General features: G+C 68.8%; 24 protein-coding genes and 3 tRNA genes. 15 read left to right on the forward strand and 12 right to left on the reverse strand.

Features of this window, described 5'->3' with window-relative positions; all coding sequences use genetic code 11:
• Nucleotides 1-73: 73 nt before the first annotated feature.
• A complete protein-coding gene (gene htpX, locus OCW50_RS20790; RefSeq protein WP_262298798.1) occupies nucleotides 74-1,021 on the reverse strand; it encodes a zinc metalloprotease HtpX in 948 nt (315 codons plus the stop codon).
• Between the two features lie 227 nt (nucleotides 1,022-1,248).
• Between htpX and OCW50_RS20795 the strand changes: the two genes are divergently transcribed.
• From OCW50_RS20795 to OCW50_RS20820, 6 genes are all read left to right on the forward strand, one after another.
• Complete coding sequence (locus OCW50_RS20795; RefSeq protein WP_262298799.1) at nucleotides 1,249-1,479, forward strand: DUF1674 domain-containing protein; 231 nt, start codon at nucleotides 1,249-1,251, stop codon at nucleotides 1,477-1,479.
• 105 nt (nucleotides 1,480-1,584) lie between these two features.
• Nucleotides 1,585-1,830: a type II toxin-antitoxin system CcdA family antitoxin gene (locus OCW50_RS20800; RefSeq protein WP_262298800.1), complete on the forward strand. Its 246-nt coding sequence runs from the start codon at nucleotides 1,585-1,587 to the stop codon at nucleotides 1,828-1,830.
• Complete coding sequence (locus tag OCW50_RS20805) at nucleotides 1,830-2,129, forward strand: CcdB family protein (RefSeq protein ID WP_262298801.1); 300 nt, start codon at nucleotides 1,830-1,832, stop codon at nucleotides 2,127-2,129. Before OCW50_RS20800 ends, OCW50_RS20805 begins: the two co-directional genes overlap by 1 nt.
• A gap of 106 nt (nucleotides 2,130-2,235) precedes the next feature.
• Nucleotides 2,236-2,697 carry a carboxymuconolactone decarboxylase family protein gene (locus tag OCW50_RS20810; protein WP_262273589.1) on the forward strand — a complete coding sequence of 154 codons (462 nt, stop codon included), beginning with the start codon at nucleotides 2,236-2,238 and terminating at the stop codon, nucleotides 2,695-2,697.
• Nucleotides 2,684-3,562, forward strand: coding sequence for a sigma-70 family RNA polymerase sigma factor (locus tag OCW50_RS20815; protein ID WP_262273590.1), 879 nt, complete (start codon nucleotides 2,684-2,686; stop codon nucleotides 3,560-3,562). Before OCW50_RS20810 ends, OCW50_RS20815 begins: the two co-directional genes overlap by 14 nt.
• Nucleotides 3,563-3,643: 81 nt before the next feature.
• A complete protein-coding gene (locus OCW50_RS20820) occupies nucleotides 3,644-4,963 on the forward strand; it encodes a class I SAM-dependent methyltransferase (protein ID WP_262298802.1) in 1,320 nt (439 codons plus the stop codon).
• An 87-nt stretch (nucleotides 4,964-5,050) separates the two neighbouring features.
• On the opposite strand, the gene OCW50_RS20825 is transcribed toward OCW50_RS20820, so the two are convergent.
• From OCW50_RS20825 to OCW50_RS20840, 4 genes are all read right to left on the reverse strand, one after another.
• Complete coding sequence (locus OCW50_RS20825; RefSeq protein ID WP_373371482.1) at nucleotides 5,051-5,524, reverse strand: L,D-transpeptidase; 474 nt, start codon at nucleotides 5,522-5,524, stop codon at nucleotides 5,051-5,053.
• 117 nt (nucleotides 5,525-5,641) lie between these two features.
• Nucleotides 5,642-5,905 carry a DUF6356 family protein gene (locus OCW50_RS20830; RefSeq protein WP_262273593.1) on the reverse strand — a complete coding sequence of 88 codons (264 nt, stop codon included), beginning with the start codon at nucleotides 5,903-5,905 and terminating at the stop codon, nucleotides 5,642-5,644.
• Nucleotides 5,906-6,059: 154 nt separating this feature from the next.
• Nucleotides 6,060-8,018 carry an acetate--CoA ligase gene (gene acs, locus OCW50_RS20835; protein WP_262298803.1) on the reverse strand — a complete coding sequence of 653 codons (1,959 nt, stop codon included), beginning with the start codon at nucleotides 8,016-8,018 and terminating at the stop codon, nucleotides 6,060-6,062.
• Between the two features lie 177 nt (nucleotides 8,019-8,195).
• Nucleotides 8,196-8,396: a hypothetical protein gene (locus tag OCW50_RS20840; RefSeq protein ID WP_262298804.1), complete on the reverse strand. Its 201-nt coding sequence runs from the start codon at nucleotides 8,394-8,396 to the stop codon at nucleotides 8,196-8,198.
• Between the two features lie 214 nt (nucleotides 8,397-8,610).
• Between OCW50_RS20840 and OCW50_RS20845 the strand changes: the two genes are divergently transcribed.
• Together OCW50_RS20845 and OCW50_RS20850 are read left to right on the forward strand one after the other, a co-directional pair.
• Nucleotides 8,611-8,853, forward strand: coding sequence for a hypothetical protein (locus OCW50_RS20845; RefSeq protein WP_262271198.1), 243 nt, complete (start codon nucleotides 8,611-8,613; stop codon nucleotides 8,851-8,853).
• A gap of 7 nt (nucleotides 8,854-8,860) precedes the next feature.
• Nucleotides 8,861-9,064 carry a hypothetical protein gene (locus OCW50_RS20850; RefSeq protein WP_262271199.1) on the forward strand — a complete coding sequence of 68 codons (204 nt, stop codon included), beginning with the start codon at nucleotides 8,861-8,863 and terminating at the stop codon, nucleotides 9,062-9,064.
• A gap of 183 nt (nucleotides 9,065-9,247) precedes the next feature.
• Here the strand turns inward: OCW50_RS20850 and OCW50_RS20855 are convergent, their stop codons facing one another.
• From OCW50_RS20855 to tsaD, 4 genes are read right to left on the reverse strand one after another with little or no spacing between them, the layout of a single operon-like run.
• Nucleotides 9,248-9,661 (reverse strand): EVE domain-containing protein, encoded by a 414-nt coding sequence (locus tag OCW50_RS20855; RefSeq protein WP_262298805.1) that lies wholly within the window; start codon nucleotides 9,659-9,661, stop codon nucleotides 9,248-9,250.
• Between the two features lie 19 nt (nucleotides 9,662-9,680).
• Complete coding sequence (locus OCW50_RS20860; protein ID WP_262298806.1) at nucleotides 9,681-10,676, reverse strand: NAD(P)H-dependent glycerol-3-phosphate dehydrogenase; 996 nt, start codon at nucleotides 10,674-10,676, stop codon at nucleotides 9,681-9,683.
• Complete coding sequence (locus tag OCW50_RS20865; protein ID WP_262298807.1) at nucleotides 10,673-10,885, reverse strand: hypothetical protein; 213 nt, start codon at nucleotides 10,883-10,885, stop codon at nucleotides 10,673-10,675. The genes OCW50_RS20860 and OCW50_RS20865 overlap by 4 nt, the downstream gene beginning before the upstream one ends.
• A 1-nt stretch (nucleotide 10,886) precedes the next feature.
• Nucleotides 10,887-11,942, reverse strand: coding sequence for a tRNA (adenosine(37)-N6)-threonylcarbamoyltransferase complex transferase subunit TsaD (gene tsaD, locus OCW50_RS20870; RefSeq protein WP_262298808.1), 1,056 nt, complete (start codon nucleotides 11,940-11,942; stop codon nucleotides 10,887-10,889).
• 120 nt (nucleotides 11,943-12,062) lie between these two features.
• On the opposite strand from tsaD, the gene hemC reads away from it, so the two are divergent.
• The 7 genes from hemC to OCW50_RS20905 all read left to right on the forward strand — a co-directional run bounded on the left by hemC (nucleotide 12,063) and on the right by OCW50_RS20905 (nucleotide 17,727).
• On the forward strand, nucleotides 12,063-13,004 hold the full coding sequence (gene hemC / locus OCW50_RS20875) for a hydroxymethylbilane synthase (protein WP_262298809.1): 942 nt from the start codon (nucleotides 12,063-12,065) through the stop codon (nucleotides 13,002-13,004).
• On the forward strand, nucleotides 13,004-13,699 hold the full coding sequence (locus tag OCW50_RS20880; RefSeq protein WP_262298810.1) for a uroporphyrinogen-III synthase: 696 nt from the start codon (nucleotides 13,004-13,006) through the stop codon (nucleotides 13,697-13,699). The genes hemC and OCW50_RS20880 overlap by 1 nt, the downstream gene beginning before the upstream one ends.
• A gap of 225 nt (nucleotides 13,700-13,924) precedes the next feature.
• The gene (locus tag OCW50_RS20885; protein ID WP_262298811.1) at nucleotides 13,925-15,649 is read left to right on the forward strand and encodes a COG4223 family protein; all 1,725 of its coding nucleotides are present in this window, start codon (nucleotides 13,925-13,927) and stop codon (nucleotides 15,647-15,649) included.
• A 15-nt stretch (nucleotides 15,650-15,664) separates the two neighbouring features.
• Nucleotides 15,665-17,263 (forward strand): heme biosynthesis protein HemY, encoded by a 1,599-nt coding sequence (locus OCW50_RS20890; RefSeq protein ID WP_262298812.1) that lies wholly within the window; start codon nucleotides 15,665-15,667, stop codon nucleotides 17,261-17,263.
• An 80-nt stretch (nucleotides 17,264-17,343) separates the two neighbouring features.
• Nucleotides 17,344-17,419, forward strand: a tRNA-Thr gene (locus OCW50_RS20895).
• Between the two features lie 135 nt (nucleotides 17,420-17,554).
• Nucleotides 17,555-17,630: transfer RNA gene (locus tag OCW50_RS20900), tRNA-Ala, on the forward strand.
• A 22-nt stretch (nucleotides 17,631-17,652) separates the two neighbouring features.
• Nucleotides 17,653-17,727, forward strand: a tRNA-Gly gene (locus OCW50_RS20905).
• 505 nt (nucleotides 17,728-18,232) lie between these two features.
• On the opposite strand, the gene OCW50_RS20910 is transcribed toward OCW50_RS20905, so the two are convergent.
• The 3 genes from OCW50_RS20910 to OCW50_RS20920 form a co-directional block, all read right to left on the reverse strand.
• Complete coding sequence (locus OCW50_RS20910; RefSeq protein ID WP_262298813.1) at nucleotides 18,233-19,924, reverse strand: methyl-accepting chemotaxis protein; 1,692 nt, start codon at nucleotides 19,922-19,924, stop codon at nucleotides 18,233-18,235.
• A 342-nt stretch (nucleotides 19,925-20,266) separates the two neighbouring features.
• Nucleotides 20,267-21,964 (reverse strand): methyl-accepting chemotaxis protein, encoded by a 1,698-nt coding sequence (locus OCW50_RS20915; RefSeq protein WP_262298814.1) that lies wholly within the window; start codon nucleotides 21,962-21,964, stop codon nucleotides 20,267-20,269.
• A 326-nt stretch (nucleotides 21,965-22,290) separates the two neighbouring features.
• Nucleotides 22,291-22,494, reverse strand: a complete 204-nt coding sequence (locus tag OCW50_RS20920; protein WP_262298815.1) for a hypothetical protein — start codon at nucleotides 22,492-22,494, stop codon at nucleotides 22,291-22,293.
• Between the last annotated feature and the right edge of the window lie 117 nt (nucleotides 22,495-22,611).

Below are 22,611 nucleotides of genomic sequence, written 5' to 3' on the forward strand. Positions count from 1 at the left end.
AACGATGCGCCACTTCAAGGAGTGAGCATCGGATCCGATCCCAAAAGTGGGTCCACTTTTCCCGTCCGATGCTCTAGCCCCATGGCCCCCGGCGGGTGCCGCTCGAGCCTGTGCTTGAACCCCCGACTGAACCCCAGGGACTCGATGAACTTTGCGCGACGAAGCCGGGCTGCGCCGACGCTCCCATCTCCTGGGCCAAAGCCTGTAGGGCCGCAATCCGGTTTTCCGTCGCGGGATGGGTCGAGAACAGGTTATCCACGCCCTGACCCGACAGCGGGTTGACGATGAAGAGCGAGGCGGTCGCGGGTCGCCGCTCCGCATCCGGGTTGGGAATGTGCGCCACGCCGCCCGCGATGCGCGCGAGCGCCGAGGCGAGCGCGAGCGGCTGGCCGCAGATCTCAGCACCCATCCGGTCGGCGTCGTATTCCCGCGAACGGCTGATCGCCATCTGGATGATCATGGCGGCGATCGGGGCGAGCAGGGCGGTCGCCAGGATCACGATCGGGTTCGGCCGCTCGTCGCCCCGGCCGCCGAAGAGAAAGCCGAACTGCGCCAGCGTCGCGATGGCGCCCGCGATGGTGGCGCTCACGGTCATGATGAGCGTGTCGCGGTTCCTGATATGGGCGAGCTCGTGCGCCATCACGCCCGCCACCTCGTCGGGCGACAGCATGTGCAGAAGGCCCGTGGTGGCGGCCACCGCGGCATTCTCCGGGTTGCGTCCGGTCGCGAAGGCGTTGGGCTGCGGATTGTCGATGAGATAGACCCGCGGCATGGGGAGCCCGGCACGCTGGGCGAGGCCGCGCACCATGTGCACGAGCTCGGGCGCGGTGCGCTCGTCCACCTCGACCGCATGATGGGCCGCGAGCGCCAGCCGGTCCGAGTTCCAGTAGGCGAACAGGTTGGTCGCGAGGCCGAGGCCGAGGGCAATCATCATGCCGGTCCCGCCGCCGAGGAAATAGCCGACGACGCCGAACAGGGCCATCAGGCCCGCCAGCAGCATTCCGGTCTTGACGGTGTTCATCGGGGTCTCCACCTCGTGGTCAACGACATCGCATCCGCTGACCCCTATGTGGGAACGGTTCAGCTCGCTCCCAAGGCTTCGCCCTCGAAGTCCCGCTCCCGGGCTGACCTTTCCCGTGGTGAAGCCCTCCCCGGTCATGGCCGGGCCTGTCCCGACGACGGGAGAGGGTCGGCGGGAGCATCCACAGTGTCCTCCCAACGGGAGCGGAAATCTGGCATAAGGCCCCCATGAGCACGAACGATCAGACACCACCGACCGAACCCATCAAGGGCGCAGCCCCCGGCAAGACCCTGTCCGCGGCCGCCCGGCGGGCGCTCGAAGAGGCCGCGCAGCGGCGCCTCGACATCGACGCCCGCGCGGCCGAGATCGCCAAGCAGAAGGAACTCCAGGGCCGCGGCGGCCTCGAGCCCGTCCGCTACGAGGACTGGGAGGTGAAGGGCCTGGCGAGCGATTTCTGAGCCGACGTGGTCCCGGCCCGGCGAGGAGGCGGTTGGCGGCACCTGGCTTTACTGCCATGGCGCATGCACATGTCGTATGCCCATATGATTGCCGGAAATGCCGCCATGTCCAAGCCTGTGAGAGCCGCCCGGGACCGACGGCCGACCAATGTCACCCTTCCGGTCGAGCTTGTGGCCGAGGCGAAGGCCTTGAACATCAATGTCTCGCAGGCCTGCGAAAGCGGATTGGCCCGCTCGGTGGCTCAGGCCCGGCAGGCTCGCTGGCTCGAGGACAACGAGGACGCCATCGAGGCCTACAACCGGATGGTCGAACGGGGCGGGCTACCCCTGGACGAGTTCCGGCAGTTCTGATGAGTCAATTCGACGTCTATGCCGGCGTCGGACGATCGGGCCGGCTCGTCGTCGATCTGCAATCCGGCATCCTGGAGCCGATCGCGACCCGCATCGTGGCTTCGCTCTTTCTGCGGAGCGAAGCACCGGCCCTCACCGAACCGACCCCGTCGGCCCGCCTCGGCGGACGGGAATTCATCGTGATGATCCCGCTCCTGGCATCCGTTCCGGTTCGCGAGCTGCAGCGCCCGGCGGGTTCGCTCGTGTCCGATCAGGACGCGATCAAGCGGGCGCTCGACGTTCTGTCCCTGGGCTTCTGACGGAGCTGCGAACGCGGAGCGGAAAAAATTTCGGGGCCCATGTCACATCGGGCATGATCGTCTCGTCTTATCCTCGTCAGCAACCCGACAGATGAAGGACCAGATGATGAAAGCCCGGTTGATCCCCTATGACGTCGCTCCCGGCGCCCTGAAGCCGATGATCGAGCTGGAAAAGACTCTCAAGAACAGCGGGCTGGAGCACAGCCTGATCGAGCTGGTGAAGACCCGCGCCTCGCAGATCAACGGCTGCGCCTATTGCATCCACATGCACACCAAGGACGCCCGCGCGGCCGGCGAGACCGAGGAGCGGCTCTATCTCCTCAGCGCCTGGCGCGAATCGCCCCTCTACAGCGACCGCGAGCGCGCCGCGCTGGCCTGGACCGAGGCCCTGACGCTGGTGGCCGAGACCCATGCGCCCGACGCGGATTACGAGGAGCTGAGCCGGCACTTCACCCCGGCCGAGCAGGTCAACCTGACCCTGCTGATCGGCGCCATCAACGCCTGGAACCGGCTCGCCATCGGGTTCCGGTCCGTGCATCCGGTCGAGGCGGGCCGTGCGGCCGCCTGAGGGTGACGCGGCGGACCAGTTCCAGCCCCTCCGGCCGGGGCTGGTCCGTCTCGCCTACCGGATGCTCGGCTCCATCGCGGAGGCCGAGGACGTGGTGCAGGAGGCCTATCTCCGCTGGCACCAGACGGACCGCGCGGCCGTGCGCGATCCCGGGGCCTTCCTGTCGAAGACGGTGACGCGCCTGTGCCTCGACATCCTCAAGTCGGCCCGGGTGAAGCGCGAGACCTATATCGGGCCCTGGCTGCCCGAGCCGGTTCTGGACCAGGACCATGAGGACGCCATGAGCGAGGACCTGTCGCTCACCCTCATGATGGCCCTGGAGCGGCTCTCGCCCCTGGAGCGCGCGGCCTTCCTCCTGCACGACGTGTTCGGGCTCGGCTTCGACGAGGTCGCCGCCACCCTCGACCGGGATCCCGCCGCCTGCCGCCAGCTCGCCGCCCGCGCCAGGAAGAACGTGCGGGCCGAGAAGCCGCGCTACGCCATCGACCGGGAGGAGGGCGAGCGCATGACAGACGCGTTCTTCGCCGCCTCCCGCAGCGGCGACGTGACGGCCCTGCGCAACCTCCTGGCCGAGAACGTGGTGGCCTACACGGATGGCGGCGGCATCCGCAACGCGGCCCTCAACCCGCTCTTCGGCCTGCGCCGGGTGGCGGGGCTGTTCCTGGGCATCGCCCGCAAGACCGGGGGCGAATGGCCGCCGATCCTCTACAAGGGGCTGATCAACGGATTGCCCGGCATCGTCACCCTCGAGCCGGACGGCCTGGTGCAGACCACGAGCCTCGACATCGCGGACGGCCGCATCGTCGGGGTCTACATCGTGCGGAACCCCGAAAAGCTAGGGCACCTGTCCGGTCTGACGAGCTGACCGGCGAGGGGAGCCGGCCCGCGAAAGCCCGGTTGTTCGCCGGCCTGCCTGCCGCTACCTTGCCCGAAAAGGGGAAGGCTCATGGCTGGGGCTGGCGAGACGGCGCGACTGGAGATGTTCCGGGATCTGTTGGGCGACGCGCACCGCGCGCTCGAGCTCCCGTTCGGGTTCGAGTTGTGGGACGGCTCCACGATCCCGGCGGACCTGCCGTCCTACGCCATGCGGCTCGTCATCCGGCGCGAGAGCGTCGTGGCGGCCCTGCTGCGCCGGCCGAATCTCGACACGGCGCTCAACGCCTACGTGGCCGGGCTGCTCGACCTCAGGAACGGCACGATCTTCGACCTCGCCGCCCAGCGCCCGCAGAAGGTGGGCCGGCGCCTGAAGGCGGTGAACAAGCTGAAGGCCCTGAAGGTCGCCTATCACTTCCTGCGCGCGCCCGCCGACATGCCGCGCCCCCTGGTCCGCCCGGCCGAGGACACCGGCGCGCGCGACGGCAAGCCCTCCACCAACAAGGCCAACATCGCCTATCACTACGACGTGTCGAACAGCTTCTACCGGCTCTTCCTCGATCCGGAGATGGTCTATACCTGCGCGTACTTTCAGCCGGACTGGCACGACGATCTCGCCCGCGCGCAGCGGGACAAGCTGGACATGATCTGCCGCAAGCTCAGGCTCAGACCCGGCGAGCGCCTGCTCGACATCGGCTGCGGCTGGGGCGCCCTCATCTGCCACGCGGCGCAGCATTACGGCGTGAAGGCCACCGGCGTGACGCTCGCCGAGGAGCAGGCGGCGCTGGCCCGGGAGAAGATCGCCCGGCTCGGCCTGCAGGACCGGGTCGAGGTCGTGCTCAAGGACTTCACCCAGATGGAGGGCGAGTTCGACAAGATCTCGTCCATCGGCATGTTCGAGCATGTGGGCATCGCCAACCACCCGGTCTATTTCCAGACCGTCCACCGGCTGCTGCGGCCGCGCGGGCTCTATCTCCATCATACCATCGCCCGGCGGGCGAAGCGCTCCGACAAGGCGTTCGGCCGCCTGCGGCCCGAGGCCAAGGCCGTCATGCGCTACATCTTTCCCGGCGCGGAGCTCGACCATCTCGGCATGTCGGTGGCGAATCTCGAGCGCTTCGGCTTCGAGGTGCACGACGTGGAGGCCTGGCGCGAGCATTACCAGCGCACCACGCGCCTGTGGTGGGAGAACCTGAACGCGCGCCGCGACGAGGCCGAGGCCGAGGTCGGGGCCGAGAAGACCCGCGCCTGGCTGCTCTACCTGGCGGGCGTGTCCCTGGGCTTCGAGCGCGGCGTCATCGGGGTGAACCAGACGCTGGCCTCCAAGCGCACCCGGGGACCGTCGGGCCTGCCGTCGAGCCGGGCGGATCTGTACGCCGGATGGAGCGGGTGAGCTTCCCTGTCCCGGCCATCCCGATGCGGACAAGCGCCGCGCTTCGCCGATCGGGATCACCGGCACGAGGCCGGTGATGACACGCGGCTACGGGGTCACCACCACCCGCGTGCCGACGCTCACCTGGTCGTAGAGATCGACGATGTCCTCGTTGAGCATGCGGATGCACCCGTAGGACGCGTAGGTGCCGATGGAGCCCGGGCGGTTGGTGCCGTGGATGGCGTATTCGTCGAGGTCGAGAGTGAGGGCCCTGGCTCCCATGGGATTGTTGGGCGCCCCGCCGGGGATCACGTCGGGCAGGCGGGGATTGTCGCGCTTGACCTCGTCCGGGGGCGACCAGGCGGGGCGGACGTATTTGCCGTCGATCCTGGCCTCGCCGAACCATTGCTTGCCGGGCCGGCCCACGGCCACCCGGTAGCGCAGGGCCGTGCCGTCGCCGCGCACGTAGTAGAGCTTCCGCTCGGCCGTTTTGATCACGACGGTCCCGGGCGAGACGCGGCCCTCGAAGGGCACGACCTCGCGGGCCCGCAGATCGGATGCTCCGATGACCGCGCCGGCCATCACGGCGAGGGCCACCGCTGCGCGCGCACCCATGACTGAACTCCTCCTGCAACGCTTGCCTGAAGAAGAGACGCAGGAGGAATGCTCAAGGTTCCAGCGGCGATGCGCCTATGCGGTTCAGATCACCGGGTCCCAGGCCAGCATGCGCTCGCGCGCCTCGTGCGGTCCCGGAAGCGCATGGCGGTTCATCATCCGGGCGTGCAGCCTCTTCACGATGCGGCTCGCCGTGGTGAGGAACAGGAACGGCAGAAAGGCGTGGACGAGCGCCGCGAGGCCCGCCGCGAGCAGGGGGCCGGCGAAGCTGAGCGCGACGTGCATGTGCTCGAAATAGCTCTCGCCGACGGAATCCGGGTGATCGGTGAACAGGCGCTTCAAGGACATCGCATGGGCTCCGGAAGAACGAGCCCGAAGCCTATGCCCGGAGCGGAGTGAGCTCAACCGCCCTGCCGCCGCCAAGCTGTGCGCTCCGGCACGCTGCGCGCATCCCGCGAGAACCATGGCCGGGACATTTGCCCGGCCATGATGTCCGCGAGGCTCAGGCGGCCTGGGTGCGCTTGTTCTGCCGGTTGGTGATCAGGTCGTCCACCACGGCCGGGTCGGCCAGGGTCGAGGTGTCGCCGAGCGCGCCGAACTCGTCCTCGGCGATCTTGCGCAGGATGCGGCGCATGATCTTGCCCGAGCGGGTCTTGGGCAGGCCGGGGGCGAACTGGATCAGGTCGGGCGAGGCGATCGGGCCGATCTCCTTGCGCACCCAGGCGACGAGCTCCTTGCGCAGCTCCTCGGACGGCTCCTCGCCGGCCATCAGGGTCACGTAGGCGTAGATGCCCTGGCCCTTGATGTCGTGCGGGTAGCCCACCACGGCGGCCTCCGACACCTTCGGGTGCGCCACGAGCGCCGACTCGACCTCCGCCGTGCCCATGCGGTGGCCCGACACGTTGATCACGTCGTCGACCCGGCCGGTGATCCAGTAATAGCCGTCGGCGTCGCGCCGGCAGCCGTCGCCGGTGAAGTACTTGCCCGGATAGGTGGAGAAGTAGGTCTGCACGAAGCGCTCGTGGTCGCCGTAGACCGTGCGCATCTGGCCGGGCCAGGAATCGGCGATCACCAGGTTGCCCTCGGTGGCGCCCTCGAGCACGTTCCCATCCGCATCGACGATCTGCGGCTTCACGCCGAAGAACGGCCGGGTGGCCGAGCCGGGCTTGAGCCGGGTGGCGCCGGGCAGCGGCGTGATCAGGATGCCGCCGGTCTCCGTCTGCCACCAGGTGTCGACGATCGGGCAGCGGCCGTCGCCGACCACGCGGTGGTACCATTCCCAGGCTTCCGGGTTGATCGGCTCGCCCACCGAGCCGAGCAGGCGCAGCGACCGGCGCGAGGTCTTCTTCACCGGCTCCTCGCCGGCCTGCATGAGCGAGCGGATCGCGGTCGGCGCGGTGTAGAAGATGTTGACCTGGTGCTTGTCGATCACATCCCAGAACCGGGAGATCGTCGGGTAGGTGGGCACGCCCTCGAACATCAGCGTGGTGGCGCCGTTCGCCAGCGGCCCGTAGAGGATGTAGGAGTGCCCCGTCACCCAGCCCACGTCGGCCGTGCACCAGTAGATGTCGCCGTCGTGGTAGTCGAACACGTATTGGTGGGTCATCGCCGCGTAGACGAGATAGCCGCCCGTGGTGTGCAGCACGCCCTTCGGGGTTCCCGTCGATCCGGAGGTGTACAGGATGAAGAGCGGATCCTCGGCGTTCATCTCCTCGTAGGGGCACTCGTCGGAGACGAGTTCGGCGGCCTCGTCGTAATACACGTCCCGGCCCGGCACCATGTTGACGGCCGAGCCCGTGCGGCGCACCACCAGCACGTGATCGACCACGCCGGCGCCGACGCGCTCGATGGCGGCGTCCACGTTCACCTTGAGCGGCACCTTGCGGCCGCCGCGCAGGCCCTCGTCGGCCGTGACGATGAAGGCGGACTTGGCGTCCTGGATGCGGCTGGCGAGCGAATCGGGCGAGAAGCCGCCGAACACCACGGAGTGGATGGCCCCGAGCCGCGCGCAGGCGAGCATCGCGTAGGCGGCCTCCGGGATCATCGGCATGTAGATCGTGACGCGATCGCCCTTGGCGACGCCGCGGTTGCGCATGATGTTGGCCATGCGGCAGACCTGCGCGTGCAGCTCGCGGTAGGTGATCTTTCTCGACTCGGAGGGATCGTCGCCCTCCCAGATGATCGCGACCTGGTCGCCCCGGGTGTGGAGGTGCCGGTCGACGCAGTTATAGGCCACGTTGGTGACCCCGTCCTCGAACCAGCGGATCGCCACATGGTCGGGGCCGAAATTGGTGTTCTTGATCCGGGTCGGGGCCTTGAACCAGTCGATGCGCTTCGCCTCCTCGGCCCAGAAGCCCTCCGGATCCTTGACCGAGGCCTCGTACTTGGCCCGGTAGCCCGCGTCGTCCAGATAGGCACGGTGGGTCCACTCGGCCGGCACGTCGTAGATCTTCTCGTCCATGGCGCTTCTCCCGAACGCATCCTCGATGGAATTAGCGCTAGGTTTACGGAAGAAGAGAGGGGTCGGGCAAGCGGGGCCGGGATCGGACTTTGGTCTCTGCTCCTTCCGGAGCAGGGCGGGCGTCCCGTGACTGCTCACATGCCCCGGGAATCCGGCTCCCACCTGACCCGCAGAGGATCAATGGTCCGGAGCAGGCGGCTGGATCGGGACGATCTGCAGGGACCTTTGGTCTTCGATCGCCGCCAGAGCGTCCAAGTGCTGCGCGTATTCGAGAAGCTGCCGCCGAGCGTCGTTCAGCGAGATCCAGGCGGCCATGGCCCGGACATCGTGAGCCTGCCGTCGGTAATCCGCCGCCTGATCAAATGGAAACGCCTGCACTGTCTGCCCCCTGGGCCCGCCAACCAGCCCTAACGATCGGCGGCCATCTTTGTTCACGCGGGCTGCTCATGGCGTCTGAATCAGGGCGCGGCCGCGCTTGGACTTTCGCCCGATGAGCTCCATATAACCATCATCACCGGCCGATCACGAATCCGTAGGCGCTGGTGGCTGAGAGAGACGTGCGCTCCCGCCTGCAAGGCCGAGGAGCGCCGTCATGGCCAAGACTCCCCAAGATCGACTGCCCCAGGATCGTCCCCAGGATCGAATTCCGTCCGTCGTGTACGACGCCGCGCTTCTTCGCATGTCGAGGGACGCCGTGGAGCGGTCCAAGAAGCTGCTGGCCGATACCCGACCGCTCGTCGCCCGTGTCATGGGCGGTTCCGTCATTGGCGCGCGTGGTCTTAACCTGGGTGAAGGCGGGCGGCCCGGGGACATGCAACTGTCTCCCGATGAATGACCTCAAGTTGGAAGAACGTTTCGAAACCTGCGCTCAGGCAAGCCGTCGCGCCAGCACGCTCCGGGTGGAGCATCAGCAGCGCTTGCAGCGCTGCCGCGCGCAGGTGGCCCTGGCGCGCGTGCTCCTGACCCGGCCGGTTTACCCCTACGACCCCATGGCACCCCACGACCCGTTCGACCTCAGGGGCGTGAAGGCCCGAGAGAGAGCGTAGATCGCATCCCCTGGCCTCGGCTTCCGGCCATGAGGGGAAAGGCAGCGCGAACCGGACGGTCACCCTGCCCCGTCACCACCGGCCTTGTGCCGGTGATCCCGCGTGCTTGAAGCGCCGCGCTCTTCCGATCGGGATGGCCGGGACAGGCCCGGCCATGACGGGGAGAGGACGACAGGGAACCCCTCACACGCCCCCCATCCGGCAGATGATGTCCCATTCCTCGTCGGTCACCGGCTGCACCGAGAGGCGGGAATTGTTGACCAGGATCATCGTGTCGAGGCCGGGTTCCTTCTTGATCGCCTCGAGGGTGACGGGACGCTTCAACGGCTTCACCGCCTTGATGTCGACCATGCCGAACCGGCCGGTCTCGTCCGTGTGGTCGGGATAGTATTCCCGGATCACCTCGACGATGCCGACCACCGCCTTGCCTTCGTTGGAATGGTAGAAGAAGCCCTGCTCGCCCTTCTTCATGGCCATCAGGTTCTGCTTGGCCACGTGGTTGCGCACCCCGTTCCAGTGGGTGCCTTTCGCGCCCTCGGCGACCTGCTGGTCCCAGGACCAGACGGAGGGTTCGGACTTGTAGAGCCAGTGGGCCATCGACGCTTACTCGTTCTGTTCAGTGTTCGGACTTGACCGGTCGGTTCATCAGCGCGTCGACCGCTTGGTCGAGGGTCCAGGCGCCGGACAGGATCCGGTCGACCGCCTCGGCGATCGGCATGTCGACGGCTTTCGCGCGCGCCAGCGCCACCAGGGCGCTCGCGGTCGCGGCGCCTTCCACCAGCTTGCCGCCGGCGGCCTCGGCGACGCTCATCCCCTGGCCGAGGCGCTGGCCGAAGGCGAAGTTGCGGGAATGGGCCGACGAGCAGGTCAGCACCAGATCGCCGAGACCCGACAGCCCCATCAGGGTTTCCGCGTCGCCGCCATAGGCGCGGGCGAAGCGCAGGAGCTCGGCGAAGCCGCGGGCGATCAGCGCCGCCTTGGCGCTCTCGCCCAGGCCCCGGCCGGCCACGGCCCCGCACGCGATGGCGAGCACGTTCTTGGCCGCGCCCCCGATCTCGACGCCGCGCACGTCGCCCCGGTGATAGACCCGCAGGGTCGGGCCGGACAGAGCGGTCGCCAGGTCTTCCGCGAGGGCCGCGTCCCGGCAGGCGAGCGTCACGGCGGTGGGCAGGCCGCGGGCCACGTCGTCGGCGAAGCTCGGGCCGGACAGCACCGCCACGGGCGCCCCGGGACGCGCCTCCTCGACCACGTCGCAGAGAAAGGATCCGCTCGCGCGCTCGATGCCCTTGGCGCAGAGCACCAGCGGGGTCGCCGGCGGCAGCACGCCGGCGAGCGCCGCGCTCATCTCCCGCGTGGTCTGGGCGGGCGTGACGAGAAGCACCGCGCGGGCCTGGGCCAGATCGGCGAGCGCCGCGGTCGGGCGGATGCGCTCGTGCAGCGCCACGCCCGGCAGGAAGCGCTCGTTGGTGCGCGTCGCGGCCAGGGCCGCCGCGTGCTCGGGCGAGCGCATCCAGAGCACCACGGGGTTGCCCGCATTGGCCGCCGCATTGGCGAGCGCCGTCCCCCAGGCGCCCGCGCCGGCGATGCCGATGGTTGGGATCGGCGCGCTCATGTCGGGCGCTGCCGGCCGGTGCGGCGCGGCTCCCTGCCACCGGGCCGGACTGTCCCTTCCCTCGTCGTCACCGGTCCCTTGCCGGTTCCCTTGCCGGTGATCCCGATCTGGGTGGCGCGGCGTCCGATGGCGTCGGGATGGCCGGGACGAGCGCGGCCATGACAGGAGAGGGACCGACGGGCGATGGGCAAGCCTGCCGAGGTGGTCATCTCACGCCTTCGCCCCGGCCTCGTCGCGGCTGGTGTCGAGGGGCCAGCGGGCGCGGGCCGGGGCCGCGATGTCGTCGATGAGGCCGAGCCGCATGCGCTCCAGGCCGGCCCAGGCGATCATGGCGCCGTTGTCGCCGCAGAGCGCCAGCGGCGGGGCGACGAGCTTGAGCCCGGCCTCCACGGCGAGCCGCTGGAGGCCCTGACGCAGGCCCTGGTTGGCCGCGACGCCGCCCGCCACCACGAGGGCGGTCGGATGGCCGGAGATGTCCCGGAAGGCGCGAAGCCCCACGCGGGTGCGGTCGACCACCACATCCACGATGGCCGCCTGGAAGCCGGCGCAGAGATCGGCGATGTCGCTGGCGGTCAGCGGGGCGATCTTCTCCGCCTCGATGCGCACGGCTGTCTTGAGCCCCGACAGGGAGAAATTGGGTTCCGCCCGGCCCTGCATGGGGCGCGGGAAGGAGAAACGCTCCGGATTGCCCTTCAGGGCCTCCTGCTCCACGTGCGGGCCGCCCGGATAGGGCAGGCCCAGCATCTTGGCGACCTTGTCGAAGGCCTCGCCGATGGCGTCGTCGATGGTGGTGCCGAGGCGCACGTAGTCGCCGACACCGCGCACCGCCACGAGCTGGGTGTGGCCCCCGGAGGCGAGCAGCAGCAGGTACGGGAAGCCGATGCCCTCGGTGAGCCGCGCGGTGAGCGCATGGGCCTCCAGGTGGTTCACCGCCATCAGGGGCTTACGGGTCACCAGCGAGATGGCCTTGGCGGTGGTCAGCCCCACCAGCACGCCGCCGATCAGCCCGGGGCCCGCCGCCACGGCGATGCCGTCGATGTCCTTTACGGAGCAGTTGGCGCTTTTCAGCGCCCGGGCCACGAGCCGGTCGATCACCTCCACATGGGCGCGGGCGGCGATCTCCGGCACGACGCCGCCGTAGCGGGCATGCTCGGCGATCTGGCTCAGCACCTCGTTGGAGAGGATCTCGCCGCGTCCGTCGAAGCCGATTCCGACCACGGCGGCCGCGGTCTCGTCGCAGGTGGTCTCGATGCCAAGGATGCGCATGGTCGGGGGCTGCTCAATTCCGGTGTTGTCCGGGCTTCCGGCCCGGCGCTCCTCCCCCTATAGTCCGCCGCGCCGCATCAAATCAAACCCGATCGTTCAAGACAGGAGACCTCAGGCAGAATGGCCTCTTCCCCCACCCTGGTCATCGGTACGCGAGGCAGCCCCCTGGCGCTCGCCCAGGCCCACGAGACGCAAGACCGGCTGGTCGCCGCCCATGGTTCAACCGGGGAGGGCTGGTCCGTGGAGCATCTGCCTCTGTCGATCATCAAGACCACGGGCGACGCCATCCAGGACCGGCCCCTGTCGGAGGCCGGCGGCAAGGGGCTCTTTACCAAGGAGCTCGACATCGCACTCCTCGACGGCTCCATCGATCTTGCGGTCCATTCCGCCAAGGACCTGCCGACAGCCCTGCCGGAGGGGATCGCCATCGCGGGCTTCCTGCCGCGCGAGGACGTGCGCGACGCTTTCATCAGCCACCGCTTCTCAAGCCTGGACGATCTGCCGCGCGGCGCCGTGGTGGGCTCCGCCTCCCTGCGGCGGCAGGCCCAGGTGCGCCGCCTGCGGCCGGACCTCCAGGTCACCCTCCTGCGCGGCAACGTGCAGACGAGGCTCGCCAAGCTCGAACGCGGCGAGGTCGACGCGACCCTGCTCGCCATGGCGGGCCTGCGCCGGCTCGGGCTCACCGGGAACGTGACCACCGTGCTCGAGACGGACGATTTCCTCCCGGCGGTCGGGCAGGGGGCCATCGCGGTGGCGATCCGGGCCGAGGATGAGCGGGTGCGGCAGGCGCTGGCCCCTATCCTGGACGGGCCGACCGGCCAGGCGCTCGCCGCCGAGCGGGCCTTTCTCACCATCCTCGACGGCTCCTGCCGCACCCCCATCGCAGGCCATGCCCGGCTCATCGGGCAGGAGCTCGAGATCCGCGGCCTCGTGCTGCGTCCGGACGGGTCGGAGAGCCTGGAGGCCGTGCGCCGCGGCGCCCCGGAGGATGCGGCCGCCCTCGGGCGCGAGGCCGGGGCGGAGCTGCGCGCCCGCATGCCGGCCGATTTCCTGAAAGCCTGATGCGGGTCCTCGTCACCCGCTCTCCCGAGGATGCCGGTCGCACGGCGGAGAAGCTCGCCGCCCTGGGCCACGCGGCCTGCCTCGCCCCAGTGACCCGGATCGTCGCAACCGGCGACCCGAGGCCGGAGACGTCCAGCGATGCGCTCATCGTGACCAGCGCCCATGCGGTCGAGGCCCTGGCCGGCCTCGACCGGACGAGGCCCGTCTTCGCTGTGGGCGTGCACACGGCCGATGCGGTTCGCGCGCAGGGCTTCGCCCGCGTGTCCGTGGCGGACGGGGACGCGGTGTCGCTGGCGCGGCTGATTCGCGAAACCCTGCCGCCGGGCCGTGCGCTGCTCCACGTGACGGGCCGCCACCACAAGGACGAGCCGGCCGCTTCGCTCAAGGCGGCCGGCTTTCGCGTCCTGGTCTGGGAGGCCTACGAGGCGAAGGCGGTCGAGGCGCTGCCCGAGGCCGCCGCCGCAGCCCTGCGCACTGGCCAAATCGGCGCCGCGCTCCATTATTCACGCCGGAGCGCCGATCTCGTCGTCCGGTTGGCGGAGGAGGCGGGACTGGCTTCGAACCTCCGGGCCGTTTCCCATCTCTGCCTGTCGGCCGACGTGGCCGCGCCCCTCGTGGCGGCCGGAGCCGCGGCACGCGTAGCCGGGAACCCGTCCGAGGACGCGCTTCTCGGTCTTCTCGGTCCGCCTCCGTGACCGCCGCGGCCGCGCCGCCGGCGATGCTGCCGTCGGCAAGCTTTGCCATACGAGGAGGATCGTGGTCCGATGGGTCCGCCCGTTTTCGTGGATCGTGCCGCCAGGAAGGACTGATGGAGAGAACGAAAGAGGGAACGAAACGCTCCGCCCAAGCTTGCCTCAATTGCCTTTCACACTGACCTTTCGAAGATCTCGCGCCCGAAGCGACCCATGCAAGAGTGACCCGTGACCGATTCATCTGATCCCCGACGTCCGAAATCGTCCCGCAAGAAGCCCTCGCGTGAGCCGGCAACCCTCGACCTGAAGGCGACCGTCATCGACGACGGCATCGCCCATGCCGGTGCCGCCCGGGACACGGCCGGACCGGACACGCTCGGCCCGGATACGCTTGGCTCGGATACGCTTGGCCCGGATACGCTTGGTCCCGACACCCTTGGTTCCGACACCCTTGGTCCCGACGCCCGTGCTCCGGAGCCTCTCGCTGCGGAAACCCCCGTTGGGAAGGGGGGCTCCGAGACGACGGTCGCCGCAGGCGCGACCCCGGATGTGATCCTCGACGGGACCATCCCGGGCGGCAGCCCGCCTCCGGCCGAGGACGTGGTGGCCTCGCCGGAGGCCACGCTCGATTCGGGAGCCGGCACGGACACGCTCCCGGCCGGAGCCTCCGTCGAGGAGCCATGGAAGCCGGATGCCACGTCGTCTGGAAGCTCCTTCCAGGATTCTCCCACGGCGCGTGCGCCCGACGAGGCCGTGCCTCCTCGCCCGCACGCGCCGGAGCGGCGCAGCTCCGCCGGCGCTGTCCTCGGTTCGGGGCTGCTCGGCGGCCTGATCGGAGCGGGCCTTCTCTACGGATTGCAGGCCTGGCAGGGCCGGCCCGCCCAGGACGACCCGCGGCTCGCCCAACTGGAGCAGCGGGTGAACGCCCTGCGGCAGCAGCCGGCCCCAACGGGTCAAGCGCCGGCCAACACCCAGGCCCTGGCGGAGCGCATCCAGGCGCTCGAAACCGCCCGAGGCGACCTGGACCAGCGGCTCCAGGCCATTCAGGGCACGGCCCAGCAGGCGGCGAGCCAGGCCCAGGAGGCCTTGAACCGCCCCGCGCCCGAGGCTCCGCAGCCGGCGCCACAGAACGAGGCCGCGATCGCCGATCTGGGCAATCGCCTGACGGCCCTCGACGAGCAGGTCCGGGCGAACGCCCAGGCGGCGACCGATGCCGCCGCCAAGGCCGCGACCGCCACGCAGGAACTCGACCGCCGCATCGTGGACCTGGACCGGCGCCTTGCCGACCAGGACCGCCGGTTCGGCGAGGCCGAGAGGCGTTTCTCCGAGACCGAACGTCGCTTCACGGACACGGACAGGCGCTTCGCCGAGCAGGAGCAGCGGCTCGCGGCCCTGTCCCAGCAGGCGGCGCAGAACGCCCGCAACGCCGAGGCGGCAGGCCAATCCGGGACCAAGGTCGTGCTCGCCGGGCGCCTGAACGATGCCCTGACGAGCGGGACGCCCTATGCGGACGTGCTCGACAGCGTCAGGAAGGCCGGGACCGACGCGAGCCGCGTGGCGCCCCTGGAGCCCTTCGCCCAGCAGGGGGCGCCGACCGCGGAGGCGCTCGCCCGCAGCTTCGAGCCGGTCGAGACGGCGATCCTGCGCGAGAACCGCGGCCCGGCCGAGGGCTGGACCGACCGGCTTCTGCGCATGGCCGACCGGGTGGTGACGGTGAGGCCCGTGAACGACCCGGGCTCCGCCGGCGTTCCCGGCCTCGTCGCCCGCATCCGGCAAGCCCTCGAGCGCGGCGACGTGACGGATGCCGCCGCCGCCTGGGAGGCCTTGCCCGAGCCCTCGCGGCGGCTTTCCGAGGATTGGGGCCGGCAGGTCAAGGCGGTCGCCGAGGCGCGCCAAGCCGCGCAGGCGATCAGCTCGGACGCCCTCGCCACCCTCAACCGTACGACCCAATAAAAGGATCAGCCCCGCATGTGGCGCGCTCTCGTTTTCATCGGTCTTCTCTGCGTCGCGGCCTTCGGCGCGGTCTGGCTGGCCGACCGGCCGGGCACGGTTCTGATCACCTTCGGCGGGTACGAGATCCAGATGTCGGTGGCGGTGGCCGCCATCGCCCTGGCCGGCCTCGCCCTTGCCCTGGCCCTTCTGTGGTCCCTGGTCACCGGCCTCATCCAGCTTCCCACCCGGCTGACCTTCGCGTCGCGGGCCCGCCGCCGCTCGCGGGGCTATCAGGCCGTCTCGCGCGGGATGGTGGCGGTCGGCGCCGGCGACACCATCGCGGCCCGCCGCTACGCCAACGAGGCCGAGCGTCTTCTGGGCAAGGAGCCCCTGACGCTCCTGCTCAAGGCGCAGGCCGCCCAGGTGTCCGGCAACCGGGAGGTCGCCGAAGCCGCTTTCCGGCAGATGATGGACGAGGACGAGACGCGGGTCCTCGGCCTGCGCGGCCTCTTCGTCGAGGCGCGCCGCCGGGGTGACGCGGAATCGGCGCACGAATATGCCACCGAGGCCGTGCGCCTCGCCCCGGCGGCCGCCTGGGCGAGCGATGCGGTTCTCGAAGCGCGCTGCGCCGAACGGGACTGGCGCGGAGCGCTCGAGACGGTCGAGCGGCGGACCTCGCTCGGTCTCCTCGACAAGAAGACGGCGAGACGCCACCGGGCGGTCCTGCTCACGGCGGACGCCCTGGAGCGGATCGACCGCGATCCGGAGGGTTCGCTCAGAAGCGCCCAGGATGCGGTGAAGCTCGCGCCCGATCTCGTGCCGGCCGCGGCGCTCGCCGGGCGTCTCCTGTCGCGGAAAGGAGATCTGCGCCGGGCCGCCAAGGTGGTCGAGACTGCCTGGCGCAGCCTGCCTCATCCGGATCTGGCAGAGGTCTATCTCAACCTCCGTCCGGGCGATTCGGGCCTCGACCGCCTCAAGCGCGCGGAGACGCTCTCGCGGCTCTCCAGCGGAGCGCCGGAAGGTCGCCTCGCCGTGGCGCGTTCGGCCCTCGAGGCCCGCGAGTTCGACCGGGCGCGCGATGCCCTCGAGCCTCTGTTGCGGGATCGCCCGACCATGCGCGTCTGCCTCCTCATGTCCGACCTGGAGCAGGCGGAGCACGGCTCCACCGGCAAGGGACGCGAGTGGCTTGCCCGCGCCACCCGGGCGCCGCGGGATCCGGCCTGGATCGCGGACGGGGTCGTGTCGGATCACTGGGCGCCGATCTCGCCCGTGACCGGCCGCCTCGACGCCTTCGTCTGGCAGGCGCCGCCGGACGTGCTGATCGCCCCCGAGCTCACCCTGCACGACGACGTGACGGCGGACCTCGACGACGAGGTCAGGGTCCTGCCCGTCCCGCCTGCCGGAGAGCCCGCTTCTCCGCTTCCCTCCAGCGAGCCCGTCCCTGCGCCCGAACCCGCGCCGGCGGACACCGAAGTCAGGACGGAGACCGTCACGGCGGAACCGCTCAAGGAGGAGATGCGGTCGGAAACGCCGCTCCCGTCGCCCGGACCGGTGGTCTTCCCGGCCACGCCTCCGGACGTGCCGAAGCCGAAGGAGCAGGCGTCCGCACGTCGCAGCGTTTTTTCGGTCTGGTAAGCCATTCCGGCCTATCCCTCCCTTGCCAAGCAGCAGGGGAGGGGGTAAGAGGGCGGCCTCTCGGATCGCAACCTTGCGATGCCGCAATAGCTCAGCTGGTAGAGCACCTCATTCGTAATGAGGGGGTCGGGGGTTCGAATCCCTCTTGCGGCACCATCCATTCTCCCTGAAAACCAAGGGGTTGACGGTTGGTCCGGCAAGGTCTTAAAGACCTGCCATTCCGCCGGGCGCCCATCGGGTCGCCACGGTGGGGAGAGAAAGATTGGTCGAAAGGCCAGTGCAGATCAGACTGGGGTCGTAGCTCAGTTGGGAGAGCGCGTGAATGGCATTCACGAGGTCAGCGGTTCGATCCCGCTCGGCTCCACCAATCTGATCTGAAGACGGAGCGTGCGGGTGTAGCTCAGGGGTAGAGCACAACCTTGCCAAGGTTGGGGTCGAGGGTTCGAATCCCTTCGCCCGCTCCAATTCCTTCGAACGGGAACGTTCATCGACAAGGCGCCTCCGGGCGCCTTTCGTGTTTGATCGGGCCCGCTCGAACAAACGGGCCCCGTCCATGGATGGAGCAGGGCCCGCGGTGACTCTGAGTCACACGTCATCGACGTTCATCCGGGTAAACCGGTCAATCAATCTCAAGTTGTCGAGCTGAAGGGTGTCTCCGGCGCTCAACGTTTCGACGCGGAGGGGGGTTTCAGCCCAGGCGAAATCGCTATGCGAGCCTCCATCCGTTCAAGCCGGGGCGGGTGCCCGGTTCATCGATGTTGCGGAACGGGCGTCGGTCAGGAACCCGCTCGAACAAGCATGCCGCTCCGCTCTCTGCGACGGGCTCTTCTCCAGGAGCGAGATCACGTCCCGTCAGAGATAGAAAGCTCTCAGCCTGCGGCTTGTTTCAGCGTGGCGGAAAAGAAAGTGGCCCGGCTAACGAATGCCGGGCCACGATGATCGCGTCGGTCGCCGAACGGAAAGGCTGCCTTAGGCGGCCTTGACATCCTGCAGGAAGGACGAGACCTCGCGGCCGAGATCGTGCGAGTGGCGCGACAGCTCCTGGGCGGCACCCAGAACCTGGGACGCGGCCGAGCCGGTCTCGCCGGCCCCGTTCTGCACGTCCGCGATGCTGCCGGTGACCCGCTCGGTTCCCCGCGCGGCTTCCTGGACGTTGCGGGCGATCTCCGCGGTCGCCGCTCCCTGCTCCTCCATGGCGGCCGCAATGGACACGGAAATCTGCGACATCTCGGTGATGGTGCGGGCGATCTCCTGGATCGCCGCCACGGTCTGGCCGGTCGCCTGCTGAACCGAGGCGATCTGCTGCGAGATCTCCTCGGTGGCCCGGGCGGTCTGATTGGCCAGATCCTTGACCTCCGAGGCCACGACCGCGAAGCCCTTGCCGGCCTCGCCGGCGCGCGCCGCCTCGATGGTGGCGTTGAGCGCCAGCAGGTTGGTCTGGCCCGCAATGGTGTTGATCAGCTGCACCACGTCGCCGATCTTGTCCGCCATCGTGGCCAGTTCCTGAACCGTGCCGTTGGTGCGCTGGGCGCCTTCCACCGCGCGCTCGGCGATCTGCGACGACTGGCTGACCTGGCTGGCGATCTCACGGATCGAGATCGACAGCTCCTCGGTGGCGGCCGCCACCGTCTGCACGTTGGCCGAGGTCTGCTGGGCCACGGACGCCACGGCGAGGGACTGGCTGGTCGTCTGGCCGGCGATCGAGGTCATCGACTGGGCCGTGGCTTCCATCTCGGTGGCGGCCGAGGACAGGCCCTGCGTCAGGGCCGAGACGTTCATCTCGAAGCGCTTCGTCAGCTGGTCGAGCAGCTCGGCGCGACGCATCTTGGCCTGGTTCTCGGCCTCCTGGGCGGCCGCGAGGCGGCGCGCCTCGACGGCGTTGTCCTTGAACACCTGCAGCGAACGGGCGAGCGCTCCGACCTCGTCCCGGCGCTCCGTGCCGGTCACCGCGACCGACAGGTCCCCGTCCGCCAAGCGACCCATGGCGCCGGCCACGCCGTTCAGGGGACGCGCGACCCCGTAGACCATGATGGCTCCCAGGAGACCGATGGCGAGCGCCAGGCCGACAACGGATGCCGTCATCAGATGGGTGGACGTGCTCGAGGCAACTTCGGCCGACTCAGCCTTTTCCTGGTTCAGGGCCTGGAGGTTCGCCTCAATCCTCTGATCGAGCGCCTGCATGGCCTTGTCGCGCAGAGCCTGTCCTTCGCCGGTCGACAGCTTGAAGGCCTCCTCGCTCTCGTTCAGCTGGGTATGGGCGATGCTCCGGCCCATGACGGCGAAATAGTCTTCGGCGGTCTTCTTCAGGTCCTCGTTGGAGCGGCGGATCTCGGGAGCGTCCGACAGGGCGATCAGCGTGTCGAAGTCCTTGAGCGCAGCCTCTTTCGCATCCTTGAACCGCTTGTCGTAGATCAGGATCTGCTCGACCCGCGTCTCGATGATCAGGTTCTTCTCCTGGATCGCGGCGTCGTTGACATTGGCCTTGGCGCTGAGCGCCGTGCTGCGCCGCGCCGCATGGACGTCGACGATCTGCTGCGTCTCGCTCGCCAGCATGTCGAGGCTGGATTTGGCGAAGACGATCAGCCCGATCGTCACCGCGATGAACAGGGCCACCGGGATGGCGAGCTTGGTGATCAGCTTGAGATTGTTGAGAACTTTCATGGTCGTCTCGATATGCGGTCCGCGTTCGGGCGGACGGTGCACGCGTGCCATGACGCGCAGGAATTTGCAGGCTCACAGGAATTAGCTCCTGGAGCTTGCGCCAGGCTTGGCGACGACCCCGAATGTTGCGCTGGCTAACGATGCGGTTCCCGGTACATTCCTCAGTCTCCTGAAGGGCTTGGCGGACGCTCGATCCTCCGCGAGGAGAGAATGGAGAAGGGCGCGGCACCGCACCCGCCATATACAAGATAGGATACGGAGGGGGCGGGTCCGCGAGGTGAGATTGTACACGGCCGCTGCACGGCAGCGGCCTTCTCCTCGATCGATGCCGTAGCGGCGGTCTCAGGCGGCCTTGACGTCCTGCAGGAAGCTGGACACCTCGCGGCCGAGATCGTGCGAGTGGCGCGACAGCTCCTGGGCAGCGCCCAGCACCTGGGAGGCCGCCGCTCCCGTCTCGCCGGCGCCCTGCTGCACGTCCGCGATGCTGCCCGTGACCGATTCCGTGCCCCGCGCCGCTTCCTGGACGTTGCGGGCGATCTCCGCGGTGGCGGCTCCCTGCTCCTCCATGGCCGCCGCGATCGAGGTCGAGATCTGGCTCATCTCGGTGATCGTGCGGGCGATCTCCTGGATGGCGGAGACCGTCTGCTGGGTGGCCTGCTGGACTGAGGCGATCTGCTGCGAGATCTCGTCCGTGGCTCGGGCAGTCTGGCTCGCCAGCTCTTTGACCTCGGTGGCCACCACGGCGAAGCCCTTGCCGGCTTCACCCGCACGAGCCGCCTCGATGGTGGCGTTGAGCGCCAGCAGGTTGGTCTGGCCCGCGATGGTGTTGATCAGCTGCACCACGTCGCCGATCTTGGCCGCCGTAGTGGCGAGATCCTGCACGGCCGCGTCGGTGCGGCGCGCTCCCTGCACGGCGCGGTCGGCGATCTGCGAGGACTGCGCCACCTGGCTGGCGATCTCGCGGATCGAGATCGACAGCTCCTCGGTGGCGGCCGCCACCGTCTGCACGTTCGACGAGGTCTGCTGGGCGGCCGACGAGACCGTGACCGATTGCTGCGTGGTCTGACCGGCGATCGAGGTCATCGACTGAGCCGTGACCTCCATCTCGGTGGCGGCCGAGGACAGGCCCTGCGTCAGGGCCGAGACGTTCATCTCGAAGCGCTTCGTCAGCTGGTCGAGCAGCTCGGCGCGGCGCATCTTGGCCTGGTTCTCGGCCTCCTGGGCGGCCGCGAGGCGGCGCGCTTCGACGGCGTTGTCCTTGAACACCTGCAGCGAACGGGCGAGCGCCCCGACCTCGTCCCGGCGCTCCGTGCCGGTCACCGCGACCGACAGGTTGCCGCCCGCGAGCTGCTCCATGGCGCCGGCCATCGCACCGAGCGGGCGGGTGATGCCGACGATCACGATGGCGCCGATCAACCCGAGAGCGGACAGAAGGCCGACGACCGCCGATGCGACGAGGGTTGTCGATGTCTCATTGGCAAGCTCTGCGCCATCGTCCGCCGACTCGGCCAGAGCCTTCTTGTTCGCGTCGATCCGCGCAGTGAGCAGTTCACGGGCCTTCTTGCGAAGATCGCGCCCTTCCCCGTTGGAGATGGCCAAGGCGCCCTGGTCGTTGTCCTGCATGGCGAAGGCCACGCTCTTGTCCATGAGGTCGAAATAGGCGTTCAGGGTGGCCTGGATCTCTTCGTTGATCCTGCGGCGTTCCGCCGTATTCGAGAGATCGACGAGCTCCTTGGCGTGTTGCAGGGCCAGTTTCTTGTAGTCCTGATAGACGGTCTCGCCGCTCTTCAGGCGATCCTGCTGGCCGGCATTGAGGAGGATGAGGTTCTTCTCCTGGATGCTCGACTCGTTCACCTCCGCGTTGATCTGCAGGATGGCCGTCAGACGGGCGACGTCGTGCTCGACCAGATCCCGGGTATCGTCCGCTATGTTGTTCAGGCCGCGATCCGCCATGACGATGAGTCCGACGCTGACGGCGACGAAAATAAAGGTCGGGATTGCTAGTTTGACAATCAGCTTCAGGTTATTGAGAAAACGCATAGTCCTTCGATGACCTGCCCGCATCGCCGCGGGAGGCGCACGCCCCCGCGACGCGCTTGCAACAGGTGTCTTGTTTATAATCGTTTTATGCTGCATCGCACATTACGGAATATTACTTAGTAGAATGCGAGAAAGCGCAGTGGCGCGGCTGTTTGCTGTTCGATCTTAGTATAGATCTGAACTTTTACTTTATATTAATCTTCGTCGTGGCTGGCTTTCAGCGCTCGTGTTGGGGATCGAAGCAGGCGCGGCCTGTTCCCTGGCTTCGATCCGCGATCCGGGCTTCCGGCAGCGCCGGCAGAGAGCCGCTCCCGCTTGACGCTGCATCACGGGATGCCGATCCCGGGCCGCTCCAGGCTGAACAGCCCCAGGCCGCCGCGCAGTTCGTCCAGGGTGGCCTGCGTGGTCTCGCGCGCCACCCGCGTGCCGGCCCGCAGGAGTTCCAGGACATGGCCAGGATCCCGCGCCAGGGCCGCACGACGCTCCCGGATCGGGGCCAGGAGCGCGTGAAGGATCTCGTCTAGGTCCAATCGACATTCAGGATTCACTTTGAGGGTGATTTGTGATTCCTGGGGCCCTGGATTTGCTGATCTGGTGCCTGACCCATGGCCAAGCCGAAGCGTTATGAGCTGACAGCCGTCCAGTGG

The sequence above is a fragment of the Microvirga sesbaniae genome, assembly GCF_025460805.1.
Taxonomy (GTDB): Bacteria; Pseudomonadota; Alphaproteobacteria; order Rhizobiales; family Beijerinckiaceae; genus Microvirga; species Microvirga sesbaniae.

Coding starts and splice junctions, on each gene's coding strand:
- htpX (WP_262298798.1), bottom strand. CDS start 1,021: ATGAACACCGTCAAGACCGGAATGCTGCTGGCGGGCCTGATGGCCCTG.
- OCW50_RS20795 (WP_262298799.1), top strand. CDS start 1,249: ATGAGCACGAACGATCAGACACCACCGACCGAACCCATCAAGGGCGCA.
- OCW50_RS20800 (WP_262298800.1), top strand. CDS start 1,585: ATGTCCAAGCCTGTGAGAGCCGCCCGGGACCGACGGCCGACCAATGTC.
- OCW50_RS20805 (WP_262298801.1), top strand. CDS start 1,830: ATGAGTCAATTCGACGTCTATGCCGGCGTCGGACGATCGGGCCGGCTC.
- OCW50_RS20810 (WP_262273589.1), top strand. CDS start 2,236: ATGAAAGCCCGGTTGATCCCCTATGACGTCGCTCCCGGCGCCCTGAAG.
- OCW50_RS20820 (WP_262298802.1), top strand. CDS start 3,644: ATGGCTGGGGCTGGCGAGACGGCGCGACTGGAGATGTTCCGGGATCTG.
- OCW50_RS20825 (WP_373371482.1), bottom strand. CDS start 5,524: ATGGCCGGCGCGGTCATCGGAGCATCCGATCTGCGGGCCCGCGAGGTC.
- OCW50_RS20830 (WP_262273593.1), bottom strand. CDS start 5,905: ATGTCCTTGAAGCGCCTGTTCACCGATCACCCGGATTCCGTCGGCGAG.
- acs (WP_262298803.1), bottom strand. CDS start 8,018: ATGGACGAGAAGATCTACGACGTGCCGGCCGAGTGGACCCACCGTGCC.
- OCW50_RS20845 (WP_262271198.1), top strand. CDS start 8,611: ATGGCCAAGACTCCCCAAGATCGACTGCCCCAGGATCGTCCCCAGGAT.
- OCW50_RS20855 (WP_262298805.1), bottom strand. CDS start 9,661: ATGGCCCACTGGCTCTACAAGTCCGAACCCTCCGTCTGGTCCTGGGAC.
- OCW50_RS20860 (WP_262298806.1), bottom strand. CDS start 10,676: ATGAGCGCGCCGATCCCAACCATCGGCATCGCCGGCGCGGGCGCCTGG.
- OCW50_RS20865 (WP_262298807.1), bottom strand. CDS start 10,885: ATGACCACCTCGGCAGGCTTGCCCATCGCCCGTCGGTCCCTCTCCTGT.
- tsaD (WP_262298808.1), bottom strand. CDS start 11,942: ATGCGCATCCTTGGCATCGAGACCACCTGCGACGAGACCGCGGCCGCC.
- hemC (WP_262298809.1), top strand. CDS start 12,063: ATGGCCTCTTCCCCCACCCTGGTCATCGGTACGCGAGGCAGCCCCCTG.
- OCW50_RS20880 (WP_262298810.1), top strand. CDS start 13,004: ATGCGGGTCCTCGTCACCCGCTCTCCCGAGGATGCCGGTCGCACGGCG.
- OCW50_RS20890 (WP_262298812.1), top strand. CDS start 15,665: ATGTGGCGCGCTCTCGTTTTCATCGGTCTTCTCTGCGTCGCGGCCTTC.
- OCW50_RS20910 (WP_262298813.1), bottom strand. CDS start 19,924: ATGAAAGTTCTCAACAATCTCAAGCTGATCACCAAGCTCGCCATCCCG.
- OCW50_RS20915 (WP_262298814.1), bottom strand. CDS start 21,964: ATGCGTTTTCTCAATAACCTGAAGCTGATTGTCAAACTAGCAATCCCG.